This window comes from Streptomyces olivochromogenes (genome assembly GCF_001514115.1).
Classification (GTDB): Bacteria; Actinomycetota; Actinomycetes; order Streptomycetales; family Streptomycetaceae; genus Streptomyces; species Streptomyces olivochromogenes.
In genome coordinates, this window is the sequence record NZ_KQ948452.1 from 787372 (window position 1) to 812483 (window position 25112).

Annotated in this window: 24 protein-coding genes; 12 read left to right on the forward strand and 12 right to left on the reverse strand. The window is 71.3% G+C overall.

Translation table 11 applies throughout. The annotated features are described in order from the left end of the window. The first annotated feature begins 30 nt into the window (after positions 1-30). A complete protein-coding gene (locus AQJ27_RS09430; protein ID WP_067364541.1) occupies positions 31-1080 on the forward strand; it encodes a zinc-dependent alcohol dehydrogenase family protein in 1050 nt (349 codons plus the stop codon). Between the two features lie 11 nt (positions 1081-1091). On the opposite strand, the gene AQJ27_RS09435 is transcribed toward AQJ27_RS09430, so the two are convergent. The 4 genes from AQJ27_RS09435 to AQJ27_RS09450 form a co-directional block, all read right to left on the reverse strand. After that, complete coding sequence (locus AQJ27_RS09435) at positions 1092-2153, reverse strand: CopD family protein (RefSeq protein WP_067364544.1); 1062 nt, start codon at positions 2151-2153, stop codon at positions 1092-1094. A gap of 144 nt (positions 2154-2297) precedes the next feature. Next, a complete protein-coding gene (locus AQJ27_RS09440) occupies positions 2298-3680 on the reverse strand; it encodes a CoA transferase (RefSeq protein WP_067364874.1) in 1383 nt (460 codons plus the stop codon). 80 nt (positions 3681-3760) lie between these two features. Then, positions 3761-5302 carry a S8 family peptidase gene (locus AQJ27_RS09445; RefSeq protein WP_067364547.1) on the reverse strand — a complete coding sequence of 514 codons (1542 nt, stop codon included), beginning with the start codon at positions 5300-5302 and terminating at the stop codon, positions 3761-3763. Between the two features lie 84 nt (positions 5303-5386). Next, positions 5387-6913, reverse strand: coding sequence for a S8 family serine peptidase (locus AQJ27_RS09450; RefSeq protein WP_067364550.1), 1527 nt, complete (start codon positions 6911-6913; stop codon positions 5387-5389). Positions 6914-7329: 416 nt separating this feature from the next. On the opposite strand from AQJ27_RS09450, the gene AQJ27_RS09455 reads away from it, so the two are divergent. From AQJ27_RS09455 to moaA, 3 genes are all read left to right on the forward strand, one after another. After that, positions 7330-7686: a DUF485 domain-containing protein gene (locus AQJ27_RS09455; RefSeq protein ID WP_067364553.1), complete on the forward strand. Its 357-nt coding sequence runs from the start codon at positions 7330-7332 to the stop codon at positions 7684-7686. Next, complete coding sequence (locus AQJ27_RS09460; RefSeq protein ID WP_067364556.1) at positions 7683-9308, forward strand: solute symporter family protein; 1626 nt, start codon at positions 7683-7685, stop codon at positions 9306-9308. The genes AQJ27_RS09455 and AQJ27_RS09460 overlap by 4 nt, the downstream gene beginning before the upstream one ends. Before the next feature lie 145 nt (positions 9309-9453). Further along, positions 9454-10443, forward strand: coding sequence for a GTP 3',8-cyclase MoaA (gene moaA, locus AQJ27_RS09465; protein ID WP_067364560.1), 990 nt, complete (start codon positions 9454-9456; stop codon positions 10441-10443). A gap of 110 nt (positions 10444-10553) precedes the next feature. On the opposite strand, the gene AQJ27_RS09470 is transcribed toward moaA, so the two are convergent. Both AQJ27_RS09470 and AQJ27_RS09475 read right to left on the reverse strand, forming a co-directional pair. After that, positions 10554-10775, reverse strand: a complete 222-nt coding sequence (locus tag AQJ27_RS09470) for a hypothetical protein (RefSeq protein WP_067364563.1) — start codon at positions 10773-10775, stop codon at positions 10554-10556. Between the two features lie 232 nt (positions 10776-11007). Beyond that, the gene (locus AQJ27_RS09475; RefSeq protein WP_079064875.1) at positions 11008-11415 is read right to left on the reverse strand and encodes a DUF3099 domain-containing protein; all 408 of its coding nucleotides are present in this window, start codon (positions 11413-11415) and stop codon (positions 11008-11010) included. A 245-nt stretch (positions 11416-11660) separates the two neighbouring features. On the opposite strand from AQJ27_RS09475, the gene AQJ27_RS09480 reads away from it, so the two are divergent. Next, positions 11661-11936, forward strand: coding sequence for a GlsB/YeaQ/YmgE family stress response membrane protein (locus tag AQJ27_RS09480; protein ID WP_067364569.1), 276 nt, complete (start codon positions 11661-11663; stop codon positions 11934-11936). Positions 11937-12034: 98 nt separating this feature from the next. Here the strand turns inward: AQJ27_RS09480 and tyrS are convergent, their stop codons facing one another. The 3 genes from tyrS to AQJ27_RS09495 are packed head-to-tail and all read right to left on the reverse strand — an operon-like array spanning position 12035 to position 16262. Further along, positions 12035-13303, reverse strand: coding sequence for a tyrosine--tRNA ligase (gene tyrS / locus AQJ27_RS09485; RefSeq protein WP_067364572.1), 1269 nt, complete (start codon positions 13301-13303; stop codon positions 12035-12037). Positions 13304-13347: 44 nt separating this feature from the next. After that, positions 13348-14742 (reverse strand): metallopeptidase TldD-related protein, encoded by a 1395-nt coding sequence (locus AQJ27_RS09490; protein ID WP_067364575.1) that lies wholly within the window; start codon positions 14740-14742, stop codon positions 13348-13350. Continuing rightward, positions 14739-16262 carry a TldD/PmbA family protein gene (locus tag AQJ27_RS09495; protein ID WP_067364577.1) on the reverse strand — a complete coding sequence of 508 codons (1524 nt, stop codon included), beginning with the start codon at positions 16260-16262 and terminating at the stop codon, positions 14739-14741. Before AQJ27_RS09495 ends, AQJ27_RS09490 begins: the two co-directional genes overlap by 4 nt. Positions 16263-16490: 228 nt before the next feature. On the opposite strand from AQJ27_RS09495, the gene fabG reads away from it, so the two are divergent. From fabG to AQJ27_RS09510, 3 genes are all read left to right on the forward strand, one after another. Further along, positions 16491-17210, forward strand: coding sequence for a 3-oxoacyl-[acyl-carrier-protein] reductase (gene fabG / locus AQJ27_RS09500; protein WP_067364579.1), 720 nt, complete (start codon positions 16491-16493; stop codon positions 17208-17210). A gap of 5 nt (positions 17211-17215) precedes the next feature. Then, a complete protein-coding gene (gene fabI / locus AQJ27_RS09505; protein ID WP_054232228.1) occupies positions 17216-17983 on the forward strand; it encodes an enoyl-ACP reductase FabI in 768 nt (255 codons plus the stop codon). A 151-nt stretch (positions 17984-18134) separates the two neighbouring features. Further along, positions 18135-18479, forward strand: a complete 345-nt coding sequence (locus AQJ27_RS09510; protein WP_067364581.1) for a hypothetical protein — start codon at positions 18135-18137, stop codon at positions 18477-18479. 9 nt (positions 18480-18488) lie between these two features. Here the strand turns inward: AQJ27_RS09510 and AQJ27_RS09515 are convergent, their stop codons facing one another. Then, a complete protein-coding gene (locus tag AQJ27_RS09515; protein WP_067364583.1) occupies positions 18489-19184 on the reverse strand; it encodes a FadR/GntR family transcriptional regulator in 696 nt (231 codons plus the stop codon). Between the two features lie 111 nt (positions 19185-19295). On the opposite strand from AQJ27_RS09515, the gene AQJ27_RS09520 reads away from it, so the two are divergent. The 4 genes from AQJ27_RS09520 to AQJ27_RS09530 all read left to right on the forward strand — a co-directional run bounded on the left by AQJ27_RS09520 (position 19296) and on the right by AQJ27_RS09530 (position 21741). Next, a complete protein-coding gene (locus AQJ27_RS09520; RefSeq protein WP_235613497.1) occupies positions 19296-20600 on the forward strand; it encodes a CynX/NimT family MFS transporter in 1305 nt (434 codons plus the stop codon). Between the two features lie 47 nt (positions 20601-20647). After that, the gene (locus tag AQJ27_RS60135) at positions 20648-20761 is read left to right on the forward strand and encodes an SGM_5486 family transporter-associated protein (RefSeq protein WP_095855419.1); all 114 of its coding nucleotides are present in this window, start codon (positions 20648-20650) and stop codon (positions 20759-20761) included. Positions 20762-20941: 180 nt separating this feature from the next. Further along, on the forward strand, positions 20942-21157 hold the full coding sequence (locus tag AQJ27_RS09525) for a hypothetical protein (RefSeq protein WP_054232224.1): 216 nt from the start codon (positions 20942-20944) through the stop codon (positions 21155-21157). Positions 21158-21222: 65 nt separating this feature from the next. After that, positions 21223-21741 (forward strand): SixA phosphatase family protein, encoded by a 519-nt coding sequence (locus tag AQJ27_RS09530; RefSeq protein WP_067364588.1) that lies wholly within the window; start codon positions 21223-21225, stop codon positions 21739-21741. A 202-nt stretch (positions 21742-21943) separates the two neighbouring features. Here the strand turns inward: AQJ27_RS09530 and serB are convergent, their stop codons facing one another. Continuing rightward, complete coding sequence (gene serB / locus AQJ27_RS09535; protein ID WP_067364591.1) at positions 21944-23155, reverse strand: phosphoserine phosphatase SerB; 1212 nt, start codon at positions 23153-23155, stop codon at positions 21944-21946. A gap of 111 nt (positions 23156-23266) precedes the next feature. Further along, positions 23267-25027, reverse strand: coding sequence for a streptophobe family protein (locus AQJ27_RS09540; RefSeq protein ID WP_067364594.1), 1761 nt, complete (start codon positions 25025-25027; stop codon positions 23267-23269). Positions 25028-25112 lie beyond the last annotated feature (85 nt).

Genomic DNA, 25112 nt, shown 5'->3' on the forward strand with positions numbered 1-25112 from the left:
CCAGCCGATCGGCCGAGAAGGATCCTCGTCATGCGCGCCACCACCATCCACGCCCCGTACGACATGCGCGTGGAGGACGTCCCCGAGCCTCTGGTGCAACTGCCCACCGACGCGGTCGTGCGGGTGCTGCGGTCCTGCATCTGCGGCAGCGACCTGTGGGCCTACCGGGGCGAGGCGGCACGGCAGGCGGGGCAGCGGATCGGGCACGAGTTCCTCGGCATCGTCGAGGAGACCGGCTCCGAGGTGGCCGGCGTCCGCCGCGGCGACCTCGTCGTCGCGCCCTTCATGTGGTCGGACGGCGTCTGCGACTACTGCCGCGAGGGCCTCACCACCTCCTGCGAGCACGGCGGGTTCTGGGGCGCGGTCGGCTACGACGGCGGTCAGGGCGAGGCCGTGCGCGTCCCCTTCGCCGACGGCACCCTCGTACAGCTGCCCAAGGAGGCGGCCTCCGACGACCACCTGCTGTCGGCCCTGCTGACGCTCTCCGACGTCATGGGCACCGGTCACCACGCGGCCCTCGGCGCGGGAGCCCGCAAGGGCGCCACCGTCGCGGTCGTCGGGGACGGCGCCGTCGGGCTGTGCGCCGTGCTGGCCGCCAAGCGGCTCGGCGCCGAGCGGATCATCGCGCTCGGACGCCACCAGGCACGTACGGACATCGCGCGCGCCTTCGGTGCCACGGACGTCGTCGCCGAACGCGGCGAGGCGGCCGTCGAGGCCGTCCGCGAGCTGACCCGCGGACAGGGCGCGCACGCCGTCGTGGAGGCGGTCGGCACCGAGCAGTCCATGCGGACGGCCGTGAACATCACCCGCGACGGCGGCGCCATCGGCTTCGTCGGTGTGCCGCACGGCAGCGGCACGGGCCTCGACCTGAGTGTGATGTTCGACCGGAACGTCGCGCTGCGCGGCGGTGTGGCGCCGGTGCGTGCGTACATCCCGGAGCTGCTGCCCGACATCCTGGACGGCACCATCGACCCGTCGCCCGTCTTCGACATGACCGTCGGTCTGGAAGGCGTGCCCGAGGGCTACAAGGCGATGGACGAGCGCACCGCCCTCAAGGTGCTCGTCACCAACGGCTCATGACCACCTGATGCTCATGACCACCTGATCGGAAGCGGAAGCGCCGTCAGCAGCCCCGACACCGCCACGACCAGGCCCAGTGCCACCACCTCCGCGCGCGCGGGCACACAGGCGCTGAGCCGGTCGGCGGCCCGGCGCAGCCGCAGCCGCGCGAGCAGCGCCAGCACGGCGACGGCGGCCACCAGGACCAGCTTGGCGAGCAGGGCGCGCCCGTAGGACGTCGCCGTCAGCTGGTCCAGGACCGTGCCGGGCGGCATGCGGCGCAGTGCGCTCCACACGCCCGTCGCGGTGAGGGCCGCGAACAGGACGGCGGCCACGCGCGCGTAGAGGCCCAGAAGCGCCGCGCCGGCCGCGTCCGCCGAAACCGCCGTCCCGGCCTTCTCCGCCGTCTCCGTCTCCCCAGAGGCGCGCCAGGCGCTCAGTATCCGCAGCACGTGCAGCAGGCCGCCCGTCCACAGGGCCGCGCAGGTCACGTGAACGAGCGTCAGACCGGAGCCGACGAGCGGGCCGTGCTCCGGCGCCGGGTGGGCGCGCAGCGCCTCCGCGAGGGCCACCGCGGCCAGCGGCCACACCTGGGCGGCCGGTCTCCGTGAGAGGGCGCAGAGCCCGGCGGCCAGGAACGCGTTGACCTCCAGGAGCGCCAGCTTGCCGTCCCGGCTCTGGTAGAGCCCGCCGACGTCCATGTCGGAGAGGTGGTGCGGCAGCAGATTGCCGGTGGCCACCACCGAGGCGAGCCCCAGCGCGGCGACGAACCCGACCGCCGCGGCGTAGGGCGCCCAGCTGCGGGGCGCGTGTTCCAGCGGCGCGCCCGGCACCCGGCGGGCCAGCCGGGCCGCGAACAGTTCGCCCACGGGGACGCACAGCGCCGCGAACAGGGCCGCGCGCAGCAGGGCGATGCCGCTGACCCCGGGGGCGGCCGCCTCGCCGGTGCCGTCCAGCGCGGTGCGCGGGCCGAGCAGCGGGATCAGGGCGGCCACGGCCACCAGGACGAGCAGGGCGACGGCGCGTCCGGCTGCGGGGCGCCGCGCCGGACCACTCGCGTCGGCCGCCTCGGCTGTCGGTCGTATCAAGGTCACCCCAAGATCTTCACCAGTCGGCACAGAACCGGGCAAGTGCAGGGAAACAAGCGGTGGTTCGGCATTCCGCCCATAGGTACGTTTCCGGCCGACGCCTCGCTCACGCCCACCGGGCGCGGTCGGCGCTCGATCCGGCCCGGTGGCTCAGGCCCACCGGGCCGGGTCCGTCCCCCAACGTCCCGGCGGCCGGGCCCAGTCGGAGGGGCCGCCGGCGAAGGAGACGGGCGACCGCGCGTATCTGAGCCGGCCCAGGCCGCTGTCGGTCTCGGCGAGCCAGGGGCCCGGTTCGTACGAGGTGCCGGCGGCCTCCTCGTCCCGGTGCGCCGGCCCGTCCACCAGCCACGCGGCCGTCCGCGCGAGCGCAAGCCGGACGAGCCGCGTCCCGCCCTGCCTGGTCTGCTCGGTGAGCGACCGGAGCACCGCGGCGGCCAGCAGGTACCCCGTGCCGTGGTCGAGGGCCTGCGCGGGCAGCGCACCCGGCCGCCGCGCGGACCCCTCGATCTCCGCGATCCCGGTGGCGACCTGCACGAGGCTGTCGAAGCCCCGCCGCCCGGACCACGGCCCGTACCCGCCCCACGCCGACAACTGCGCCACCACCAGACCGGGCCGCCGCTCCGCCAGTGCCTCCGGGGAGAGCCCGAACCGGTCCAGAGCGCCGGGCCGGTAGCCGGTGACGACGACATCGGCCTCGGCGAGCAACTCCTCGAAGGCCGGGCGATCCCCGCGCGCCGCCAGGTCGAGCGTGGCGGACCGCTTCCCGAAGTCCAGGTCGGCGTGCTGGTCGTCGATCTCGGGCAGGCGCGGGCTGTCGATCCGCAGGACGTCCGCGCCGAGGAGGGCGAGCGTGCGGGTGGCGACCGGGCCCGCGATGACCCGGGTGAGGTCCAGCACGCGTAGGCCCGCGGCGGGCAGCAGCGGATGACCGGCGAGCGGGGCGAGCCGTCGTACGGGTGCCGTGTCCAGCCGCTCGCGGACCACCAGCGGGTGTGCGGCGATCGCCCGCCCCTGTGGGTGCGCCGCCCACCGGCCGGGCGTGCGCAGGGCGATCGCGAGCCCGCCGGCCGCGTACACCGTCTTCTCCACCTCGATGGCCGAACGCTCGGCGAGCACCTCGGCGACCACCTCGGTGAGGGAGCCCCGGCCCTCCGGCACACCCAGCGCGCCCAGCAGCCGCCTTTGGTGGTGCGGATAGTTCGCGTGGGTGCGCACCCAGCCGTCCGCCGTCCGCCAGAACCGCGACAGCGGGGCGAAGTTGACCGGCTCACGACCGTCGACGCGCAGATGCCGCTCACTGTGGAACGCGGTGGCGACAGCCCCGTCGTCGACACGCACCTCGGGCGTCTTGCCTCCGGTGCGGCCCGCGGTCAGCTCGGCCCCGGCGAGGGCACAGACCGCGACACACGCCCGGGCCGTCCCGCGCACCGGCAGCCGTGCGGGCAGCACGCCCTCCCGTGCGACGGTCGAGATCCGTGAGACGAGTGCGGGGTCGCCGCCCAGAGCTGCCCACGCGAAGTCCGTACGAGTCATGGCGGCACTATGCCGGGTGTACTGGATCAACATGGCGGGAGGGGCCGGGCCGCGCGCCCCGGCCCCTCCCGCTCACAGGGCTACTTCGTGACCGCCTTCAACGCGTTGACGGTGCCCCAGCCGTAGAACCCGTTGTGGTTCTTCGTGCCCTCGCACACCGCGTCGACCTTGCCGTCGCCGTCGATGTCGTAGGGGTCGGTGCACGGCGTGGCGTCGGCCTCCGCGTACAGCAGCGCCTTCACCAGGGCGGCGGAGGCGTGCGGGTGGGTCGACTTGATGAGGGCGGCGACACCGGCGACGTGCGGGGACGCCATCGACGTACCGGCCATGTAGCCCCATGTGCCGCCGGGCAGCGGGCCGAGGATCAGGCCGCTGGTGGCGGGCGGTGCCGGGGTCTGGTAGCGCGTCGAGTCGCCGCCGGGCGCGGCGACGTCGATGACGCCCAGGCCGTGGTTGGAGAAGGACGACTTGATGCCCTTGGCGCCCGTCGCGGCCACGGTGACCACACCCGGCAGCTGGGTGGGGATGTCGTGGCACTTGGAGGGGTCGACCACCCGGTCCGAGGGCGTGCCGTCGTTCGGGGAGACCGGGTCGGTGATCGAGTCGGCGGCCAGGTCGTAGTTCTCGTTGCCCGCCGCGGCGACGTTGACGGTGCCCTTGTGCTCCGCGTACTGCGAGGCCCGGGTGATCGCGTCGACCAGGGCCTTCTGGTCCGGGTCGTCCTTGCAGTTGAAGTACCAGGGGTCGGTGTAATAACTGTTGTTGGTCACGTCGACGTGGTGCTCGGCGGCCCACACGAAACCGCAGACGACGGCCTCGGTGTAGAAGTAGCCGGCCGTCGTGGCCACCTTGATGCCGGCGACCTTCACGCCGGGCGCGACGCCGGTGACGCCGACGCCGTTCTTGGCGGCGGCGATCTCGCCCGCGACATGGGTGCCGTGCGGACTCTCCGCGGCGGTCGGCCGCCAGGCCCCGTCGGTGGTGTCCGGCTTGCCCGTCACACAGTTGACCGAGGCGTCGCGGTTGAAGTTCGGCGCGATGTCGGGGTGCGTGTCGTCGACACCGGTGTCGATCACGGCGACCGTCACCTTGCTGCTGCCGAGGGTCTTCTCGTGCGCCTTGTCCGCCTTGATGGCGGGCAGGTCCCACTGGAGGGACTCCAGCGGGTCCTGTCCGGCGGCGGCCTCGGCGCTCGCGGCCTTCTCCTGCGCCGCGGTGAGCACCTGGGGAGCGCCCATGTCGGTGGTCGACTGCGCGGGCAGCGGCGCGTTGCGCGTGTTGCCGGCCGACTGCACCCCGCGTACGCCGCGGACCGTCCTGGCGAAGTCGGCGTTCGAGGAGTGCACGACGATCACGCCGATCTGGTCGTACGACGTCACTATCGTGCCGCCCGCCTTGGCGATGGCCTTCTTCACGGAGGCGGAAGTGCCGTGCCCGGGGCGGACGTTGACGACATAGCTGAGGGCGGTCGCGTCCGCCGTCGTCGTGGCGGTCTGCGCGGCGGAGCTGTCGGTGTCGGCCGCCGAGGCGCTGACGTTCGGCAGGAAGGCGAGGGCCGTCGCCGTGGCCATCCCGAGCGGGAGGGCTATGGCGCGACGGGAGCGCTTGCGAGGCGCGGTCATGGAGTCTCCAGTTCATTCGCGGTACGAGCGGTACGAGCCGTGCGGAAGCTCATGTGACGTCCGGCCGGACTTACTCGGCCGGACCTACTTGACCGCGCGCAGCGCGTTGACGATCCCGGCTCCGTAGAAGCCGTTGACGTGCTTGCCGCCCACGCAGGTGGCGTCCACGACGCCGTCGCCGTCCCCGTCGTACGGGGCGGTCGGGCAACCGGGGTTGTCCGCCTCGGCCTTGAGGAGCGCCTGGAGCTGAGCCGGCGAGGCCCAGGGGTACTTGGACTTCAGCAGCGCGGCCACGCCCGCGACGTGCGGCGTCGCCATCGACGTGCCCTGCAGGAAGCCGTACTGGTTGTTCGGCATCGTCGACAGGATGCGGCCGTTCTTCGACGGCGTGTCCGGGATCTGGTACTTGTCGCCGCCCGGCGCGGCGACATCGATGACGCCCTTGCCGTAACTGGAGAAGTACGACTTGGCACCGGTGACGCCGGTCGAGGCGACCGTGACGACGCCCGGCAGCTGGGTCGGTACGTCGAAGCACTTGTGCGGGTCGACCGTGCGGGTCACGGCGGTCGAGTCGTCGGGGCTGGAGGCGTCCTCAAGGGCGTTCGAGTCGAGGTCGTCGTTGGAGTTGCCCGCCGCCGCGACGTTGAGAGTGCCCTTCTTCTGGGCGTACAGCTGGGCCCGGTTGACGGCGTCGACGATGGCCCTCTGGTCGGGGTCGTCGAGGCAGTTGTAGAGCCACGGGTCCACGTAGTAGCTGTTGTTGGTGATCTCCACGCCGTGGTCGGCGGCGAAGACGAAGGCGCAGACGACGCTCTCCGGGTAGAAGAGCTGGCTCGCGTCCGGCTCGGCCACGGTGATGCCCGAGACCTTCACACCGGGCGCCACGCCCGCGACACCGATGCCGTTGCGGGCGGCGGCTATCTCCCCCGCGACATGGGTGCCGTGGTAGTGGTCGGCGTCCACGGGGCGCCACGCGCCGAACGTGGTGTCCGGCTTGCCGCCCACGCAGTTCGCGGACTGCGAGGGGGAGAAGTTCGGGGCGATGTCCGGGTGGGTGTCGTCGACGCCGACGTCGATCACGGCGACCGTCACGCTCTTGCTGCCCGGGTTGGTCCTCGCGGCCTTGTCGGCGCCGATCGCGCGCAGGTCCCACTGGTCGGCTTCCAGGGGCTCCTCGCCCGCGGCGGCGGTCTTGGAGACCTTGGAAGCCTCGGCGGCGGACAGCATCTGCGCCGCGCCCTCGTCCGTCGTCCCCGCGGCCGTCAGCGGCGCGGTCCGGGTCGCGCCCGCCGACTGCACCCCGCGCACAGCGCGGATCCGCTTGCCGAAGTCCGGGTTGGCGGAATGGACGACGATCACGCCGATCTTCTCGTAGGCGATGACGACGGTGCCGCCCGCCGCGGAGATCGCCTTCTCCACCGACTCGATCGTGCGGTGGTCCGTCCTGGTGTTGACCACGTACGCGAGGTTGGGGCCGTCCGCGCTCGGCGTGGCGGACGCGGTCAGCGGGGCCGCCGACGCGGCGCCCGGCAGGAAACCGAGCGAGGCGGTGAGGGACAGGACGACCGGCACCGCGAGGGCGAGGCGACGTCTGGAACGCAGATGAGCCATGGGATCTCCACATCATCCGGAAACGAAAGCCGCCCGAACACAGGTGGTGCTCGGGCAGGTGCGTGATGGTGCTGAGGCTGGTGCGGGTGGCGCTTCGGCAGGTGCATGACGAGTACTGCAGGCCGAAGCTATCTCCCGTCCCAGCTGGCCAGCAATGACTTCCGGAGATGACTTCCGAAAGAAGTCGGGGGAGTTGAACCGGTCCACGCGTGGCGCCGTGACCTTGAGCAGGGAGCCCGAGGACGATCGAGCCCCCTGTCGGATCACGTACAGGAACAAACACGTCGCTCCCAGTTACGTGATCCAGGTCACTGTGAGGTCGCAACCGTATGTCCGCACCCCAGCCGTCCCCGTCCGCGAGCTCCGACTCGCCCCCGTCCACCGTCGTAACCGCACCCGCAACGCGAGGAGACTTCGTGGCTACCGACGCACCGCCCCCATCGAAGGCCGATCCCCGGCTGCCCTCGACCGAGCAGTTCGTCGAGGTGCAGGAGAGCGCCGAGTTCGCCGAACTGCGGCGCGCACACCGCTCCTTCGCCTTCCCGCTGACCGTCGCCTTCATCGCCTGGTACCTGCTGTACGTCCTGCTCTCGAACTACGCGGGCGACTTCATGGGCACCCAGGTGGTCGGCAACATCAACGTCGCCCTGGTCCTCGGGCTCGCCCAGTTCCTCACCACGTTCCTCATCGCCTGGTGGTACTCGCGGTACGCCGCCGCGAAGCTCGACCCCAAGGGCGAAGCGATCAAGTCCCGGCTGGAGGGCGACGCATGAGCCCCGTACAGACGACCGTGCTCGCCGCCGGTGAGGCCAGTCAGCACCGGCCGCTGATCATCACCCTCTTCGCGGTGTTCGTCGCCGCGACCCTCGTCATCACCGTCTGGGCGGGCCGCCAGACCAAGGACGCCGCCGACTTCTACGCGGGCGGACGGCAGTTCACCGCCTTCCAGAACGGCCTGGCCGTCTCCGGCGACTACATGTCCGCGGCCTCGTTCCTCGGCATCGCGGGCGCGATCGCCCTCTTCGGGTACGACGGTTTCCTCTACTCCATCGGCTTCCTGGTCGCCTGGCTGGTGGCCCTCCTCCTGGTCGCCGAGCCGCTGCGCAACTCCGGCCGCTACACCATGGGCGACGTACTGGCGTACCGCATGCGCCAGCGCCCGGTCCGTACCGCCGCGGGCACCTCCACCATCGTCGTGTCGATCTTCTACCTGCTGGCCCAGATGGCCGGCGCGGGCGTCCTGGTCTCGCTGCTCCTCGGCATCACCAGCGACGGCGGCAAGATCGGCATCGTCGCCCTCGTCGGCGTCCTGATGATCGTGTACGTCACCATCGGCGGCATGAAGGGCACCACCTGGGTCCAGATGGTCAAGGCCGTCCTGCTGATCATCGGCGCCCTGCTGCTCACCTTCCTGGTGCTGCTGAAGTTCAACTTCAACATCTCCGACCTGCTCGGCAAGGCCGCCGACAACAGCGGCAAGGGCGCGCCCTTCCTGGAGCCCGGCCTCAAGTACGGCGCCACGTCCACCACCAAGCTGGACTTCATCTCCCTGGGCATGGCGCTGGTCCTGGGCACCGCGGGCCTGCCGCACATCCTCATCCGCTTCTACACCGTGCCCACGGCGAAGACCGCGCGGAAGTCGGTGAACTGGGCGATCGGCCTCATCGGCGCCTTCTACCTGATGACCCTCGCCCTCGGCTTCGGCGCCGCCGCGCTGATCAAACCCGACGAGATCATCGCCTCCAACAAGGCGGGCAACACCGCCGCGCCACTCCTGGCACTGCACCTGGGAGGCGTCGACTCCAACTGGGGCGCCATCCTGCTCGCCTCCATCTCCGCCGTCGCCTTCGCCACGATCCTCGCCGTCGTCGCCGGCCTGACCCTGGCCTCGTCCTCCTCGTTCGCGCACGACATCTACGCGAACGTCATCAAGAGGGGGCAGGCCACGGAGAAACAGGAGATGAGCGCCGCCCGCTACGCGACCGTGGGCATCGGCGCCGTGTCCATCCTGCTGGGCGCCCTCGCCCGCGACCTGAACGTCGCCGGTCTGGTCGCGCTCGCCTTCGCGGTCGCCGCCTCCGCCAACCTGCCGACGATCCTCTACAGCCTCTTCTGGAAGCGGTTCACCACCCCGGGCGCGCTGTGGTCGATCTACGGCGGGCTGATCACGGCGGTCGGCCTGGTGCTGTTCTCGCCGGTGGTCTCGGGCAAGCCCACCTCGATGTTCCCCGACGTCGACTTCCACTGGTTCCCGCTGGAGAACCCGGGCCTCATCTCGATCCCGGTCGGCTTCCTGCTGGGCTGGCTCGGCACGCTCCTGTCCAAGGAGGAGCCGGACGCCGGCAAGTACGCCGAGCTGGAGGTGCGGTCCCTGACGGGCACCGGAGCACACTGATCCCCCTCGCCGACGGCCGCGTCGTAGATCTCTACGACGCGGCCGCGCCGCGTCTCGTGGGATCCGGCCGGGGTTGATGTCAGTCGCGTCACGTAGGCTCGATCGTGTCGAGTGAAAGTGATCCGCAACGAGGGAGGGGGCCCACGTGCTCATCGACACCTATGGCCGAGTGGCCACCGACCTGCGCGTCTCACTGACGGACAGGTGCAATCTCCGGTGTACGTACTGCATGCCCGAAGAGGGCCTGCAATGGCTGGCCAAGCCCGACCTGCTCTCGGACGACGAGATCGTCCGTCTCATCGGGATAGCGGTCACCCGCCTCGGCATCACCGAGGTCCGCTTCACCGGCGGCGAACCCCTGCTGCGCCCCGGCATCGTGGGCATCGTGGAGCGGGTCGCCGCGCTCGAACCCCGCCCCCAGATGTCCCTGACGACCAACGGCATCGGCCTCAAGCGCACCGCCACCGCCCTGAAGGCCGCGGGTCTGGACCGGGTGAACGTCTCGCTGGACACCCTGCGCCCCGACGTCTTCAAGGCCCTCACCCGCCGTGACCGCCACCAGGACGTCATCGCGGGCCTCGAAGCCGCCCGCGACGCCGGCCTGACCCCCGTCAAGGTCAACTGCGTGCTGATGCCGGGCCTCAATGACGACGAGGCCCCCGACCTCCTGGCCTGGGCGGTGGAGCACGACTACGAGCTGCGCTTCATCGAGCAGATGCCCCTGGACGCCCAGCACGGCTGGAAGCGCGAGGGCATGGTCACCGCGGGCGACATCCTCGCCTCGCTGCGGACGCGCTTCGCGCTCACCGAGGAGGGCGTCGACGAGCGGGGTTCCGCCCCGGCCGAGCGCTGGCTCGTGGACGGCGGCCCGCACCGCGTCGGCGTGATCGCCTCGGTCACCCGCCCGTTCTGCGCGGCCTGCGACCGTACGCGCCTCACGGCCGACGGCCAGATCCGTAACTGCCTGTTCGCCACCGAGGAGACCGACCTGCGCAACGCCCTCCGCTCGGACGCCCCCGACGAGGAGATCGCCCGCATCTGGCGCCTCGCGATGTGGGGCAAGAAGGCGGGCTCGGGCCTGGACGACCCCTCGTTCCTCCAGCCGGCCAGACCGATGTCGTCGATCGGCGGCTAGTGACCCCGTCGAGGCAGGGCGCCCCCTCGGGGGGGGCGCGGGGCTGTGACACATGCGGCTCCGCCGTGTGGGCGCGACAAGCCACAGCCGACCCGCACTTCCAGCACCGCTCAGCCCTCCGGCTCCTCCCAGTCCTCCAGCCGCACCACGTCCTTCAAGAAGCCCCGCACGCCGAGGAACGTGGACAGGTGCTCGCGATGCTCCTCGCAGGCGAGCCACGTCTTGCGCCGCTCGGGCGTGTGCAGCTTCGGGTTGTTCCAGGCGAGGACCCACACGGCATCGGTGCGGCAGCCCTTGGCGGAGCACTGCGGGGTGCTGGGGGCCGGGGACATGTCGGGGAGCGGGAAAGTCACGCCTCAACCCTAAACGGTCCCGAAAAGGCGACGCCGAGCAGCCACGGGGGGAGCTGCCCGGCGTCGGTCTGTCGCTCCGACGGGGGATGCGGAGCGCGTACGAAGTATGTCACGGCTAGCCCGCTGCCCGGCACCGGAACAACATGATTGATCTGAGCTTTTCTTGAGCTTGGTGAGCGATCGGATTCCGTTTTCGGCGGATCCCCCGTGGTCAGGTGAGGGTCGAGTCGGGCTCGGCCCGCTCGTGCGGGCCGCCTCCCGGACGCACCCCGGGGTCGGTCACGACGTCCTCCGGGACGGATTCCGCGGAGGTGTCCGGGCGCGGCGGCGCGATCATCGGAGGGCCGGGCAGGGTGACGAAAGTCGACGGCAGCGACGGCGCGTTCTCCCGTCCGGCGTTGGCGATCACCACGGAGATGTAGGGGAGGAGTATGCCGAGCACCAGTGCCACGATCGCGACGTGCCGCTCCACGTTCCAGAGGGTCGCGGCGAGGATCACGGCGACCGTACGGACGGACATCGAGATGACATAGCGGCGCTGCCTGCCGCGGACGTCCTCGTCGAGCCCCTGCCTGGCCCCGGTGATCCGGAAGACCTGGCCTTTGCTCTGCTTCCGCATCACGTTCCACCACCTGCTCTGTGTCGGACTCTCCCCGGCCCGTACCCGGTCCGAACCCGGTCTGGAAGCAGGCCCGAACACGTCCCACGTTACGCCGCGACTCCGTCGCCTTCGAGACCGGGGCGGGTCCGGCCTGGGTGGACATGATGCGCCGTACCGCGTACGGCCGCGCCCGACATGCGCCGTATGGCGCACACGCCGAGACTGGGCGTAATGCTCACGTAGAGCCGTACTAGGAGGCAGACATGGGCTGGTTGTGGGCGATCATCGTGGGCTTCGTGCTGGGCCTGCTGGCCAAGGCGATCCTTCCGGGCAAGCAGCACAGCCCACTCTGGCTGACCACCATCTTCGGCATCCTCGGAGCCATCGTCGGCAACGCGATCGCCCGGGCGGTCGGCGTCGCCGAGACCCGAGGCATCGACTGGAGCCGCCACGCCTTCCAGCTCGTGGCCGCGATCATCATCGTCTTCCTCGGCGACATGGCGTACATGGCGCTGCGGGGCAACAAGCAAAGAGCCTGACGAGCAAGCGCGAAGCCCGATGATCGCGTACGCCGAAGGGGCGGTCTCCCGCACGGGAAACCGCCCCCTCGTCGTGTCCGGGCCTCAGCGACTCGTGTCTAGGCCTCTGTGACCTCCACCGCCGCCAGGTTCTTCTTGCCGCGGCGCAGCACCAGCCAGCGCCCGTGCAGCAGGTCCTCCTTGGCGGGGACCGCGTCCTCGGCGGTGACCTTGACGTTGTTCACGTAGGCACCGCCCTCCTTGACCGTGCGGCGCGCGGCGGACTTGCTGGCCACCAGGCCGACCTCCGCGAAGAGGTCCACCACCGGGCCGAGCTCGGCGACCTGGATGTGCGGCACCTCGGAGAGTGCCGCGGCCAGCGTCCGTCCGTCGAGCCCGGTCAGCTCGCCCTGGCCGAAGAGAGCCTTGGACGCGGCGATCACCGCGGCCGTCTGGTCGGCGCCGTGCACCAGCGTCGTCAGCTCCTCGGCCAGCGCGCGCTGGGCGGCGCGGGCCTGGGGGCGCTCCTCGGTCTGCTGCTCCAGCTCTTCCAGTTCCTCGCGGGACTTGAAGGACAGGATCCGCAGGTACGTCGAGACGTCCCGGTCGTCCACGTTCAGCCAGAACTGGTAGAACGCGTACGGCGTCGTCATCTCGGGGTCGAGCCAGATGGCGCCGCCCTCGGTCTTGCCGAACTTGGTGCCGTCCGCCTTGGTCATCAGCGGTGTCGCCAGCGCGTGCACGCCTGCGTGCGGCTCCAGGCGGTGGATCAGGTCCAGGCCCGCGGTGAGGTTGCCCCACTGGTCGCTGCCGCCCTGCTGCAACGTACAGCCGTGACGTCGGTACAGCTCCAGGAAGTCCATGCCCTGCAACAGCTGGTAGCTGAACTCCGTGTAGCTGATGCCTTCCTCGGACTCCAGGCGCCGGGCCACGGAGTCCTTGGTCAGCATCTTGTTGACGCGGAAGTGCTTGCCGATGTCCCGCAGGAACTCGATGGCCGACAGGCCGGCCGTCCAGTCCAGGTTGTTCACCATGACCGCGGCGTTCTCGCCCTCGAAGGACAGGAACGGCTCGATCTGCGAGCGCAGGCGCGTCACCCAGTTCGCGACCGTCTCCGGGTCGTTCAGCGTGCGCTCGGCGGTCGGGCGCGGGTCGCCGATCTGGCCCGTCGCGCCGCCGACCAGGGCCAGCGGGCGCAGGCCCGCCTGCTGGAGACGACGCATGGTGAGGACCTGCACCAGGTGCCCCACATGCAGGCTGGCCGCGGTCGGGTCGAAGCCGCAATAGAACGTGACGGGACCGTCCGCGAGCGCCTTGCGCAAAGCATCTTCGTCGGTGGACAGGGCGAACAGCCCCCGCCACTTCAGCTCGTCGACGATGTCCGTCACGGTTCTCGTATCTCCTTGGGTGGTCTCGTGAATCAGGTACGAGGTTATACGCCCTGGCTGACAGAGCTCATATTGAAGTCGGGCACCCTCAGCGCGGGCATCGCAGCCCTAGTGAACCAGTCGCTCCACTCACGGGGCAGCGTCTTTTCCGTGCGCCCCGCCTCCGTGGCCCGCGACAGCAGGTCCACCGGGGACTCGTTGAACCGGAAGTTGTTCACCTCGCCGACGACCTGGCCGTTCTCGACGAGGTAGACGCCGTCCCGGGTCAGCCCCGTGAGCAGCAGCGTCGCCGGGTCGACCTCGCGGATGTACCAGAGGCAGGTCAGCAGCAGACCGCGCTCGGTGGCGGCGACCATCTCCTCCAGGGAGCGGTCCTCGCCGCCGTCCAGGATCAGGTTGCCGATGATCGGGGCGACGGGCAGCCCGGTGAGGCCCGCGCTGTGCCGGGTGGTGGACAGACGGGTCAGTGTGCCCTCGCGCACCCAGTCCGTCGCCGACAGCGGCAGCCCGTTGTCGAACACGGAGGCGTCGTCGCCCGAGGAGTGCGTGAGCACGAAGGGCGCGGACTCGAGCCCCGGCTCGTTCGGGTCGCTGCGCAGGGTCAGCGGCAGCTCAGTGAGCTTCTCGCCGACGCGGGTGCCGCCACCGGGCTTGCTGAAGACAGTCCGGCCCTCGGCCGCGTCCCGGGCCGCCGCCGACCACATCTGGTAGATCAGCAGGTCCGCGACGGCGGTCGGCGGCAGCAGCGTCTCGTAACGGCCGGCGGGCAGGTCGACGCGCCGCTCGGCCCATCCGAGCCGGGTCGCGAGCTCGGCGTCGAGGGCGGCCGGGTCGACGTCCTTGAAGTCCCGCGTGGACCGCCCCGCCCACGCCGAGCGTGTCCGGTCGGGCGACTTGGCGTTGAGTTCCAGCGTCCCGTTCGGCTGGTCGTGGCGCAGACGCAGCCCCGTCGACGTACCGAGATAGCTGGAGACGAGCTCGTGGTTGGCGAAGCCGTACAGCTCGCGCCCGCCCGCACGCGCGCGGGCGAAGGACTCGCCGAGCGCCGGGGCGAAGTCGGCGAAGACGGCGGAGGAGGTCTCGGCGGGCGCGTCGGTGAAGTCGGGGGACTCCGGCACGCCGGTGACCAGCGGCTGGGCGTCCTCGGCGGGCGCCGCGCCGCGTGCCGCCGCCTCCGCGGCCCGCACCAGGGGCTCCAGCTCGTCCGCGGTCACGGCCGCGCGCGAGACGACCCCGGAGGCCGTGCCCTCACGGCCGTCGACGGTCGCGATGACGGTCAGGGTGCGCCCGCGCGTGACCCCGTTCGTGGTCAGCGCGTTGCCGGCCCAGCGCAGGTTGGCGGTCGAGTGCTCGTCGGCGATCACGACGCAGCCGTCGGCGCGGGAGAGTTCGAGGGCGCGCTCGACGACCTCGTGCGGCTTGTTCGTACGGGCGCTCATCGACCGGCCTCCTGAGTCGTGTTGAGGATATTGACCCCCTGGAAGAGAGCCGACGGGCAGCCGTGCGAGACCGCCGCGACCTGACCCGGCTGGGCCTTGCCGCAGTTGAAGGCACCGCCCAGGACGTACGTCGCCGGACCACCCACCGCGGCCATCGAACCCCAGAAGTCGGTGGTCGTGGCCTGGTACGCGACATCCCGCAGCTGCCCGGTGATCCGGCCGTTCTCGATCTTGAAGAACCGCTGGCCGGTGAACTGGAAGTTGTACCTCTGCATGTCGATGGACCAGGACCGGTCACCGACGACGTAGATGCCGCGGTCCACGCCCCCGATCAGGTCCTCGGTCGAGTGCCCCGCGGGGTCCGGCTGGAGCGAGACGTTGGCCATGCGCTGTACGGGCACGTGCCCGGGGGAGTCGGCGTAGGCGCACCCGTTGGACCGGTCGAAGCCGGTCAGCTTCGCGATCCGCCGGTCGAGCTGGTAGCCGACGAGGGTGCCGTCCTTCACGAGGTCCCAGGACTGTCCCTCGACGCCCTCGTCGTCGTACCCGATGGTCGCGAGGCCGTGCTCGGCGGTGCGGTCACCGGTGACGTTCATCCGCTCGGAGCCGTACCTCAGCTTGCCGAGCTGGTCGAAGGTGGCGAAGGAGGTGCCGGCGTACGCGGCCTCGTAGCCCAGCGCGCGGTCCAGCTCGGTGGCGTGGCCGATGGACTCGTGGATCGTCAGCCACAGGTTGGAGGGGTCGACGACGAGGTCGTACAGCCCCGCCTCGACGCTGGGGGCCCGCATCTTCTCGGCGAGCAGTTCCGGGATCCGCGCGAGCTCGGACTCCCAGTCCCAGCCGGTGCCCGTCAGGTACTCCCAGCCGCGTCCGACGGGCGGCGCGATGGTGCGCATGGAGTCGAACTCGCCGCTGGACTCGTCGACGGCGACGGCGGTGAGCTGCGGGTGCAGCCGCACACGCTGCTGGGTGGTCACGGTCCCGGCGGTGTCGGCGTAGAACTTGTTCTCGTGGACGGTCAGCAACGAGGCGTCGACGTGGTTGACGCCGTCGGCCGCGAGCAGCCGCGCGCTCCAGTCCGCGAGCAGCCCGGCCTTCTCCTCGTCCGGCACGGAGAAGGGGTCGATGTCGTACGACGAGATCCACGTCTTCTCGGCGTGCACCGGCTCGTCCGCCAGCTCCACGCGTTCGTCGGAACCCGCCGCCTTGATCACCTGGGCCGAGAGCTTCGCCATCGCCACGGCCTGCGACGCGACCTTCGCGGCCGCGTCCATCGTCAGATCCACACCCGACGCGAACCCCCAGGTTCCGCCGTGCACCACCCGTACCGCGTACCCCAGGTCCGTGGTGTCCGACGATCCGGCGGGCTTGGCGTCCCGCAGCCGCCAGGACGCGCTGCGCACCCGCTCGAACCGGAAGTCCGCGTGCTCGGCCCCCAGCGCCCGCGCCCGCGCGAGCGCGGCGTCGGCCAGGGCCCGCAGCGGCAGTGCCGTGAAGGCTTCGTCGATGGAATGAGGCACGGAGGTCTCCCTGCTGTCGTGGCCTGTCGGGTCCGATCATGTCGCGCGGGCGGGCCCGGGGGCCACATCTTTGCCTCCGCGCATCGAGGCTTTCTGTAGGGATCCGACAGTGAGTCCCCCGCGCCACTGTCGGTGCCCGATTCTCCGGGAGGCGTAGGGGACCGATAGGTTTCCAGGGAAGGCGCCTGTCTTGCAGGGGTTTCAGACAGCTATCGAAAGGGTGAACCGTTGAGCCGCTCGGTTCTCGTCACCGGAGGCAACCGGGGCATCGGCCTCGCCATCGCCCGCGCTTTCGCCGATGCCGGCGACAAGGTCGCGATCACATACCGCTCGGGTGAGCCACCGGCCGCCCTCACCGCATTGGGCTGCCTCGCCGTCAAGTGCGACATCACCGACACCGAGCAGGTGGAGCAGGCCTACAAGGAGATCGAGGCCGAGCACGGCCCCGTCGAGATCCTGGTCGCCAACGCGGGCGTCACCAAGGACCAGCTTCTGATGCGGATGTCCGAGGAGGACTTCACCTCCGTCGTCGACACCAACCTCACCGGCGCCTTCCGGGTCGTCAAGCGTGCCAACCGTGGGATGCTCCGTGCCAAGAAGGGGCGGGTCGTCCTCGTCTCGTCGGTCGTGGGGCTGCTCGGCTCCGCGGGGCAGTCGAACTACGCCGCCTCCAAGGCCGCCCTGGTCGGCTTCGCGCGTTCGCTCGCCCGCGAACTCGGCTCGCGCAACATCACCTTCAACGTCGTCGCGCCCGGTTTCGTCGACACCGACATGACCAAGGCGCTCACCGACGAGCAGCGTGCGGGCATCGTCGCCCAGGTGCCGCTCGGCCGGTACGCGCAGCCCGAGGAGATCGCCGCGACGGTGCGGTTCCTCGCCTCGGACGACGCCTCGTACATCACTGGAGCCGTCATTCCGGTTGACGGCGGACTGGGAATGGGTCACTGATCACCATGAGTGGAATCCTCGAGGGCAAGCGCGTCCTGATCACCGGTGTGCTGATGGAGTCCTCCATCGCCTTCCACACCGCCAAGCTGGCCCAGGAGCAGGGCGCGGAGATCATCCTGACCGCGTTCCCGCGGCCCACGCTGACCGAGCGCATCGCCAAGAAGCTCCCCAAGCCCACCAAGGTCATCGAGCTCGACGTGACCAACGACGAGCACCTGGCGCGTCTCGCCGACATCGTCGGCGAGGAGCTCGGCGGCCTCGACGGCGTCGTGCACTCCATCGGCTTCGCGCCGCAGGACGCCCTCGGCGGCAACTTCCTCAACACCCCCTTCGAGTCGGTCGCCACGGCCATGCACGTCTCGGCGTTCTCGCTGAAGTCGCTGACCATGGCCTGCCTGCCGCTGATGCAGAACGGCGGCTCGGTCGTCGGCCTCACCTTCGACGCGCAGTACGCGTGGCCGCAGTACGACTGGATGGGCCCGGCCAAGGCCGCCCTGGAGTCCGTCAACCGTTACCTCGCCCGCGACCTGGGCAAGCAGAACGTGCGTTCCAACCTGATCTCGGCGGGCCCGATCGGCTCCATGGCCGCCAAGTCCATCCCGGGCTTCGGCGAGCTCGCCTCCGTCTGGGACACCCGGGCGCCCCTCGAGTGGGACCTCAAGGACCCGGAGCCGGCCGGCCGCGGTGTCGTCGCCCTGCTGAGCGACTGGTTCCCGAAGACCACCGGCGAGATCATCCACGTGGACGGCGGACTGCACGCCATCGGCGCCTGATTTCCCCCATGTGGCCGACGCCCCGATTCCCGCAGTGCGGGGAGCGGGGCGTCGCCCGTTCGGCCTAGTCGGCCGGGCGTCCCGGGCATCGCACCGCGCACGCTGGGACTACGCACCGCCCCGCAGCCGTACGGCCGAGGAGGTCCCCGTTGTGCGCCTGTCCCGCCGTTTTGCCCCGGTGTTCGCCGCTGTCGCCTTCATGATGGTCCTGCCGTACGACGCCGTACCCCACACGCGCGTAGTGCACGGAAAACTCCCCGTCCCCCAGCCTTTCGGCGCTGAGTGTCGCACCGCGGTCCAGGGTTCGCACGTGACCGCGTACTGCCACAACCCCTACCCGGAGACCGACCGGGTCGCCCTGCACATCGAGTGCGACCGCTGGTGGGACATCGACACCGACACCGACGTGGTCGACGCGGGTCCCGCGATGACGGTCCGGCTGGCCGGCCGGTGCTGGGAGGAGGTCCGGTCGGCGTGGGTCAGTCACCAGAGGTGACCGTGTTCGTCAGCTGCCGGAGGCCAGGGGCCTGAGCCGTCCCGGACGGCACTGGAACGGATAGCCCCCGGCTTCCGCGCCCGCCGCCTCCGCGTCCCCCGCGCGGATCGCGTCGACGAGCCGGGCGTGGTCCATGTACGTCTCGGGCGTCAGCTTCCCGCCGACGTCCTCGCGCAGCCAGTCGCGCAGCACCTCGCCCAGGTCGGCGTACATCGCCGTCATGACGTCGTTGTGGGACGCGGCCACCACCGCCAGGTGGAAGGTCGCGTCGGCGGCCACGAAGGCCTCCGCGTCACCCGACTCCCAGGCCTCCTCCCGCCGTACGAGGAGCGCGTCGAGCTGCTTCAGATCGCGCTCGGTGCGCCGCTCGGCGGCCAGCTTCGCCGCGCTCGACTCCAGCGTGGCGCGCAGCTCGGCGATGTGCCGCGGATCGGCGTCGGCGAACCGCCGGTGCATCACGCCCGCGAGCTCGCTGGTCGCCACGACATAGGTGCCCGAGCCCTGGCGGATGTCGAGCAGACCGTTGTGGGCCAGCGCGCGGACGGCCTCGCGGACGGTGTTGCGGGCGACGCCCAGCTGGTCGACGAGCTCCGGCTCGGTGGGGATGCGGGAGCCGACCGGCCATTCGCCCGAAGTGATCTGGTTCCGCAGTTCGGAGATGACCTGCTCGGACAGCGCCGAACGGCGGGGGTGGCTCAGCGGCATGGCGGTCCTTCGTACGGGCCCGGTGTGATCGTTCGCGCGGGGCCGGAGAATCCGGAGATTAACGCAAGGGGATTGGACAGCCAATCATCCCATGATTCTATGATGAGCCTCATGGTGAGCGAGGAGACCGGGACGACGACGTCCACACCCATACGCAGTTCCGCCGAGAGCGCGGAGCCCCGATCGCACCCCACGCGCGCGTGGGCGACGCGGCTCGTGACGGTCGGCATCGTCCTCACGGCCCTCAATCTGCGCCCCGCCATCACCAGCTTCGGAGCGCTCCTGGAAGACGTGCGCGACGGGCTCGGCATGAGCGGCAGCGTCGCCGGACTGCTCACCTCCGTACCCCCGCTCTGCTTCGCCGTCTTCGGCGTCATGGCGCCGCGCCTCGCCCGCCGCTTCGGGCCCGGCGCGGTCGTCTGCGCCGGAATGGTCGCCATCACGGCGGGGCTCGCGATCCGGCCCTACACCGGCAGCGCGGCCGGCTTCCTGGCCGCCAGCGCCCTCGCACTGATGGGCATCGCCGTCAGCAACGTCCTGATGCCGGTGATCGTCAAACGCTGGTTCCCGGACCGGGTCGGCTCCATGACCGGCCTCTACTCGATGGCGCTCGCCCTGGGCACCTCGGCCGCGGCGGCGGTGACCGTGCCCGTGACCGACGCCCTGGGCGGCGGCTGGCAGTCGGGCCTCGCGGTGTGGGCGGGCCTGGCGGCGGTCGCCGTACTGCCGTGGATCGCGCTGGTACGCGTGCGGGACGCCGATCCCCGCGACGGCGAGCGGGCGCGGGCGGCACACCCCGTCCCGGCGGAGACCGGCGGGCTGCGCATCACCCGCAGCCGGACCGCCTGGGCGCTCGCCGTCTTCTTCGGACTCCAGGCCACCGCCGCGTACATCACGATGGGCTGGATGGCGCAGATCTTCCGCGACGCGGGCGTCTCCGCGGGCACCGCGGGCCTGCTCCTCGCCGTCACGATGGTGATGGGCGTGCCCCTGGCCTTCGTCATCCCACGCCTCGCCACCCGCATGCCCCACCAGGGGCCGATCGTGGTCGCGCTCGGTGTCTGCGGCCTCGCGGGATACGCGGGCCTCTACCTCGCCCCGGCGGGCGGAGCCTGGGCCTGGGCCCTCCTGCTCGGCGTCTCCAACTGTGCCTTCCCGCTGGCCCTCACCATGGTCGGCATGCGGGCCAGGACCGGCGCGGGCGTCGCCCAGCTGTCGGCGTTCGCGCAGAGCACCGGGTATCTGATCTCGATCCCGGGGCCCCTCCTCGTGGGCGTGCTCTACCAGCACAGTGGCGGCTGGGGGCTGCCGATAGCGCTCATGGCCGCCCTGATGATCCCGCAGATCGCGGTGGGCGTCCTGGCCGGCCGGGACCGTACGGTGGAGGACGAGGCCGCACGCGGGCGCCGCGCCTGAGACCCCCCGAGGCCGGAGGTGGGGACGAAGGGTGCGAGACTGGCCGTATGGCGCTCGACCCGAACCCCCAGAACGGCCAGAAGAAGCTGCTGCTCGTGCTCGGCGCGATGCTGGCCATCACCGTGATCATCGCCGTCATCGCGTCGATCGCCTCACCCTGACCACCACCGCCCGCCCCCTGGGACAGCGATGGTGGGGCTAGCCCCCCTGTCCCCTAGGGGGTGAGTGTCAGGGTCAAGTGGGTGGATCACCGGATGGGTTGACGGCCCGGGAATCCGTAACTTCGAAGTGTGGCCGTAAGGACGCGGACCACGGAGTACTCGAAGCCCCACGGAGGCGGCATGTCGGCCCGTACGCACACCCGGCCCCACCCGGCGACCCCGGGCGGCGTGGACATCCGGCTGCCCTGGTGGGCCCTCGCCCTGCCCGCCCTCGCCTTCGTCGCCCTCCTCCTGCTGATACTGAACCCGGCGGACGCGCACGCCGCGGGCGGCGACCCCGCGATCACCCACCTCTTCGAGCGCGTCCAGCAGACGGTGCTGCACCAGACCCCCTGAGCACGCCCGGGAGAGCAGGTCAACTCTCAGCGCCGCATGGCGTGTTTCATGCGAAGCTGGGACCCATGAGCGTCGCAGAACCCCGCAGGATTGTCCTCTTCCGGCATGCGAAAGCCGACTGGCCACAGGTGTCCGACCACGAGCGGCCGCTCGCTGACCGGGGTCGTCAGGACGCCGCCGTCGCCGGACGCAAGCTGGCGGACACCGGGATCCCCTTCGATATGGCCCTCTGCTCCACGGCGACCCGCACCCGGGAGACCTGGAAGCTCGCCGTCCACGAGCTCCCGCACCGGCCGAAAACCGTCTATGAGGAGCGGCTCTACGAGGCCTCGCCCGGCGAGCTGATCGCCGTACTCAACGAGACCCCGGACGACGCGCACAACGTGGTCCTGATCGGTCACAACCCCGGCATCCAGGGCCTCACCGAGGTGCTGGCCGGACAGGCCGAGGGCGACACCCGCGCCCGGATGGCCGCCCACGGCTTCCACACCGGCGCCTTCGCGGTGCTCTCCGTCGAGGGCTCCTGGAAATCCCTGGAGCCCGGAGTGTGCACGCTGACCGACTACTGGGCGCCGACCGAATAACCCACCCGACAAGGACGGGGGCCCGGCACCAGTGCGGTGCCGGGCCCCCGTCGACGTATGTCCGGGCCCTGGGGCCCGTCCGGCGGATCATGCCGCAGACGCGGGGCTCGGCACGTCCTCCCCCAAGCTCTTCGAGCAGGGGGTGCCCCCAGCGACGATGAGACCCCGTCTCTTTCCCGCGACCTGATCCCCTGGCGGGGCCCTAGTGGTCGCCGAGGTGCATGTCCGCCGCCTCGACCTCTTCGCGGGTGACACCCAGCAGATACAGCACGGTGTCGAGGAAGGGGAAGTTCACCGCGGTGTGCGCGGCCTGGCGGACGACGGGCTTGGCGTTGAAGGCGACACCGAGACCGGCCGCGTTGAGCATGTCGAGGTCATTGGCCCCGTCGCCGATCGCCACGGTCTGGGCGAGCGGCACCCCCGCCTCGGCGGCGAACCGGCGCAGCAGCCGTGCCTTGCCCGCGCGGTCCACGATCTCCCCGGTGACCCTGCCCGTCAGCTTCCCGTCGACGATCTCCAGGGTGTTGGCCTGCGCGAAGTCCAGCCCGAGCCGTTCCTTCAGATCGTCCGTGACCTGCGTGAATCCGCCCGAGACGACACCGACTTGGAAACCGAGCCGCTTCAGCGTACGGATCAGCGTGCGCGCGCCCGGTGTCAGCCGCACCTCCTCGCGCACCTTGGTCACCACCGAGGCGTCCAGCCCCTTGAGCAGCGCCACACGCGCGTGCAGCGACTGCTCGAAGTCCAGCTCCCCGCGCATCGCGGCCGCCGTCACCTCGGCGACCTGCTCCTCGCACCCGGCGTGCGCGGCGAAGAGCTCGATCACCTCGTCCTGGATGAGCGTGGAGTCCACATCCATGACGACCAGGCGCTGCGCCCTGCGGTGCAGCCCCGCCGCCACCACCGCGATGTCCACCCCGAGCGCCGCGGCCTCGGTCACCAGCGCGGTGCGCAGCGCCTCGGTCCCCGTGCCGGACACGGCGAACTCGACCGCCGTCACCGGGTACTTGGCGAGCCGGAAGATACGGTCGATGTTGCCGCCGGTCTTGGTGATCCGGGCGGCGATCGCGGCCGTCGACTCCGCCGTGAGCGGATGCCCGAGCACGGTGACGAGGGACCGCCCGAGGCCACGCGGCCGGTTGTCGCCGAGGCCGGAGATGATCTCCGCCTGCATCTTCATCGACTCCGCCCAGCTGTGGACGGTGGCCCGCAGATCGCCCTCCAGGCCGGCCGGCGGCTCGGTCACGAGCGCGCAGAGCACGATCCGGCCGCGGGTGACGACCTGCTCGATGTCGACCACCTCGACGGAGAAGGCGGCGAGGGTGTCGAAGAGTCCGGCCGTGATACCCGGCCGGTCCTTGCCGAAGATCTTGACGAGGAGAGTGGGGACCTCGGGGGTCTGCGAAGCGCTCATGGTGACTCCACCGTATCCGGCACCCCGTGCCTTGCGCCCCTGAGGTCCGTCCAGCGGACGGGGAACACTGGGTGTCGGGGCGGTGTCGAGCGCGTTGCCCGGCAACGGCGATCAGTTCCGCCGTCCCGGCCCCGGCGGCTCGGAAGGTCCCTGGCCGGGCGGCGGCTGTGGCGGAGGCGGCACATTGCGCCCCCGCGGCCGTCGCTTCTGCGGCCCAGGTGGCGGCGCCATCGGCCGGACGACCGTCGGTGCGCCGTACACGTCGTCGGGCGAGCGCGGCCGCTCGGCCGGCCGGCCGTCGGCGGGTTCCCGCAGCTCGTCGGGCAGCCGCAGATAGGGATTGGTGTCGGGGTTCGCCGGCCGGTACGGCGCGCCCGGCGCGTACGGTCCGGGCCCCCGGGGGAGGTCAGGGGCGGGCGCGGCCACCGGGGGACCGGCGTCACCCAGTGCCAGCGGCGCCGCCCGCCGTCCCGCGGCCCCGCTCGCGTACGCCAGCAGCGCTCCCGCCGCCCCCGCGCCCGCGCCCCAGAGGGCGCCGAGGAGCAGCGCCATGCCCAGATGCCCGTGCAACCGGATTCCGGCACCGAACGCGTCGATGCCGAACACCGACAGCGAGGCGTCCACGGACACGTCCGTCAGCCACGCCAGCAGCGGCAGCGCCAGCGCCGTCACGATGCCGAGCCGAAGAGCGCAGCGCCCGGCGAACCCGAGGGCACCTCCTCCTCGTACAACGGGAGCAGCCGGTGTTCCCACCGAAGCCGCACCCTGCCCCCGTACAAAAGGCGTACGCGAGGCGGCGAGGACGCCCGCGAACAGCATCATGACCGCGGTCGCGACCCCCAACAGCCACACCCGTCCGTCGAGTTCGGCGAGCCGGCCCAGGGTGACGGGCCGATCGGAGTCCACGCTCAGCAACCGGTCCAGCGGGTGGGGGAGCAGCTTGGCGAGTTCGCCGGTGGCCTTGCCGTCCCAGGGCACGAAGAGGCCGATCGGGATGCCCAGCCACACCCCGTTGGGCGCGCCCAGCAGCGCGGCGCCCGCGATCAGCTTGGGATGGGGATCGTCGATCGCCGCGTACGCCGCCGCCGCGAGGCCCGCGAGGACCGCCACCAGGATCACCGTGACCAGCGCGGACGCGGCCGGGCGTACCGTCCGGTGCACGCCCTCCCAGCCGCGCGGCAGCGGGGTGCGCCGGGAGGCGAGCAGGGCGATCACCAGGATTCCGGCCGCCCAGGCCGCGCCGCCGAGCAGCGTGGGCACCGTGTCGACGGTGAAGCCCACGGCCGCCTGCGCCTGCACCAGGTCGCCGATCTTGCCGGGCAGCAGTCCGCCGAGGTCCCCGAGCCCGCCGGGGAGCTTGTCGGTGATGTTCCCGAGGCCGCCGCCGCCCGTCACCCGGTCGAGGCCGAGCTTGCTCCCGTCGATCGTGATGATGTCGTGCCCGGCCCAGGCGAGCCCGCCCAGCATCGCCACGAACAGCACGACCACCGCGCCCGCACGCGCGAGGAGTTCGGACGGCGCGATCACAACTCCCGCCCCGCGCAGGGAGCGCAGGAAGAAGAAGGAGAGCAGGAGCGCGCCCACGAGTCCCACACCCAGTGGCGTGATCTGTACGGCCGTGTGCGCCTCCGCTCCCTTCAGGCCGAAGGCCGACACATCGCCGGACGGTTTGACCGCACCATTGGCCCCAAGAGCCACCACCGCAGCGGTCATCGGCCCGAGCGAGCCCGCCGCGTCCGCGCCGACCAGATGCAGACCGAGCGCGGCCGTGCCCGCCATCGCGATCAACGCCCAGCTCACCGAGGCGATCGCGGACAACAGCACATCCGCCCACGGCAGTCGCCTGCCGCGTCCCGCGGTGTCGATGCTCATCGTCAGACCCCCCGATCCGCGCCGCGGTGTCATCACCGCGGATGTCCCCCTCGCGGGGGATTACCACTCTCCGGGCCGGTTTCAA

Coding starts and splice junctions, on each gene's coding strand:
- AQJ27_RS09430 (WP_067364541.1), top strand. CDS start 31: ATGCGCGCCACCACCATCCACGCCCCGTACGACATGCGCGTGGAGGAC.
- AQJ27_RS09440 (WP_067364874.1), bottom strand. CDS start 3,680: ATGACTCGTACGGACTTCGCGTGGGCAGCTCTGGGCGGCGACCCCGCA.
- AQJ27_RS09445 (WP_067364547.1), bottom strand. CDS start 5,302: ATGACCGCGCCTCGCAAGCGCTCCCGTCGCGCCATAGCCCTCCCGCTC.
- AQJ27_RS09450 (WP_067364550.1), bottom strand. CDS start 6,913: ATGGCTCATCTGCGTTCCAGACGTCGCCTCGCCCTCGCGGTGCCGGTC.
- AQJ27_RS09460 (WP_067364556.1), top strand. CDS start 7,683: ATGAGCCCCGTACAGACGACCGTGCTCGCCGCCGGTGAGGCCAGTCAG.
- AQJ27_RS09470 (WP_067364563.1), bottom strand. CDS start 10,775: ATGTCCCCGGCCCCCAGCACCCCGCAGTGCTCCGCCAAGGGCTGCCGC.
- AQJ27_RS09475 (WP_079064875.1), bottom strand. CDS start 11,415: ATGCGGAAGCAGAGCAAAGGCCAGGTCTTCCGGATCACCGGGGCCAGG.
- AQJ27_RS09480 (WP_067364569.1), top strand. CDS start 11,661: ATGGGCTGGTTGTGGGCGATCATCGTGGGCTTCGTGCTGGGCCTGCTG.
- AQJ27_RS09490 (WP_067364575.1), bottom strand. CDS start 14,742: ATGAGCGCCCGTACGAACAAGCCGCACGAGGTCGTCGAGCGCGCCCTC.
- fabI (WP_054232228.1), top strand. CDS start 17,216: ATGAGTGGAATCCTCGAGGGCAAGCGCGTCCTGATCACCGGTGTGCTG.
- AQJ27_RS09515 (WP_067364583.1), bottom strand. CDS start 19,184: ATGCCGCTGAGCCACCCCCGCCGTTCGGCGCTGTCCGAGCAGGTCATC.
- AQJ27_RS09520 (WP_235613497.1), top strand. CDS start 19,296: ATGGTGAGCGAGGAGACCGGGACGACGACGTCCACACCCATACGCAGT.
- AQJ27_RS60135 (WP_095855419.1), top strand. CDS start 20,648: ATGGCGCTCGACCCGAACCCCCAGAACGGCCAGAAGAAGCTGCTGCTC.
- AQJ27_RS09525 (WP_054232224.1), top strand. CDS start 20,942: ATGTCGGCCCGTACGCACACCCGGCCCCACCCGGCGACCCCGGGCGGC.
- AQJ27_RS09530 (WP_067364588.1), top strand. CDS start 21,223: ATGAGCGTCGCAGAACCCCGCAGGATTGTCCTCTTCCGGCATGCGAAA.
- serB (WP_067364591.1), bottom strand. CDS start 23,155: ATGAGCGCTTCGCAGACCCCCGAGGTCCCCACTCTCCTCGTCAAGATC.
- AQJ27_RS09540 (WP_067364594.1), bottom strand. CDS start 25,027: ATGAGCATCGACACCGCGGGACGCGGCAGGCGACTGCCGTGGGCGGAT.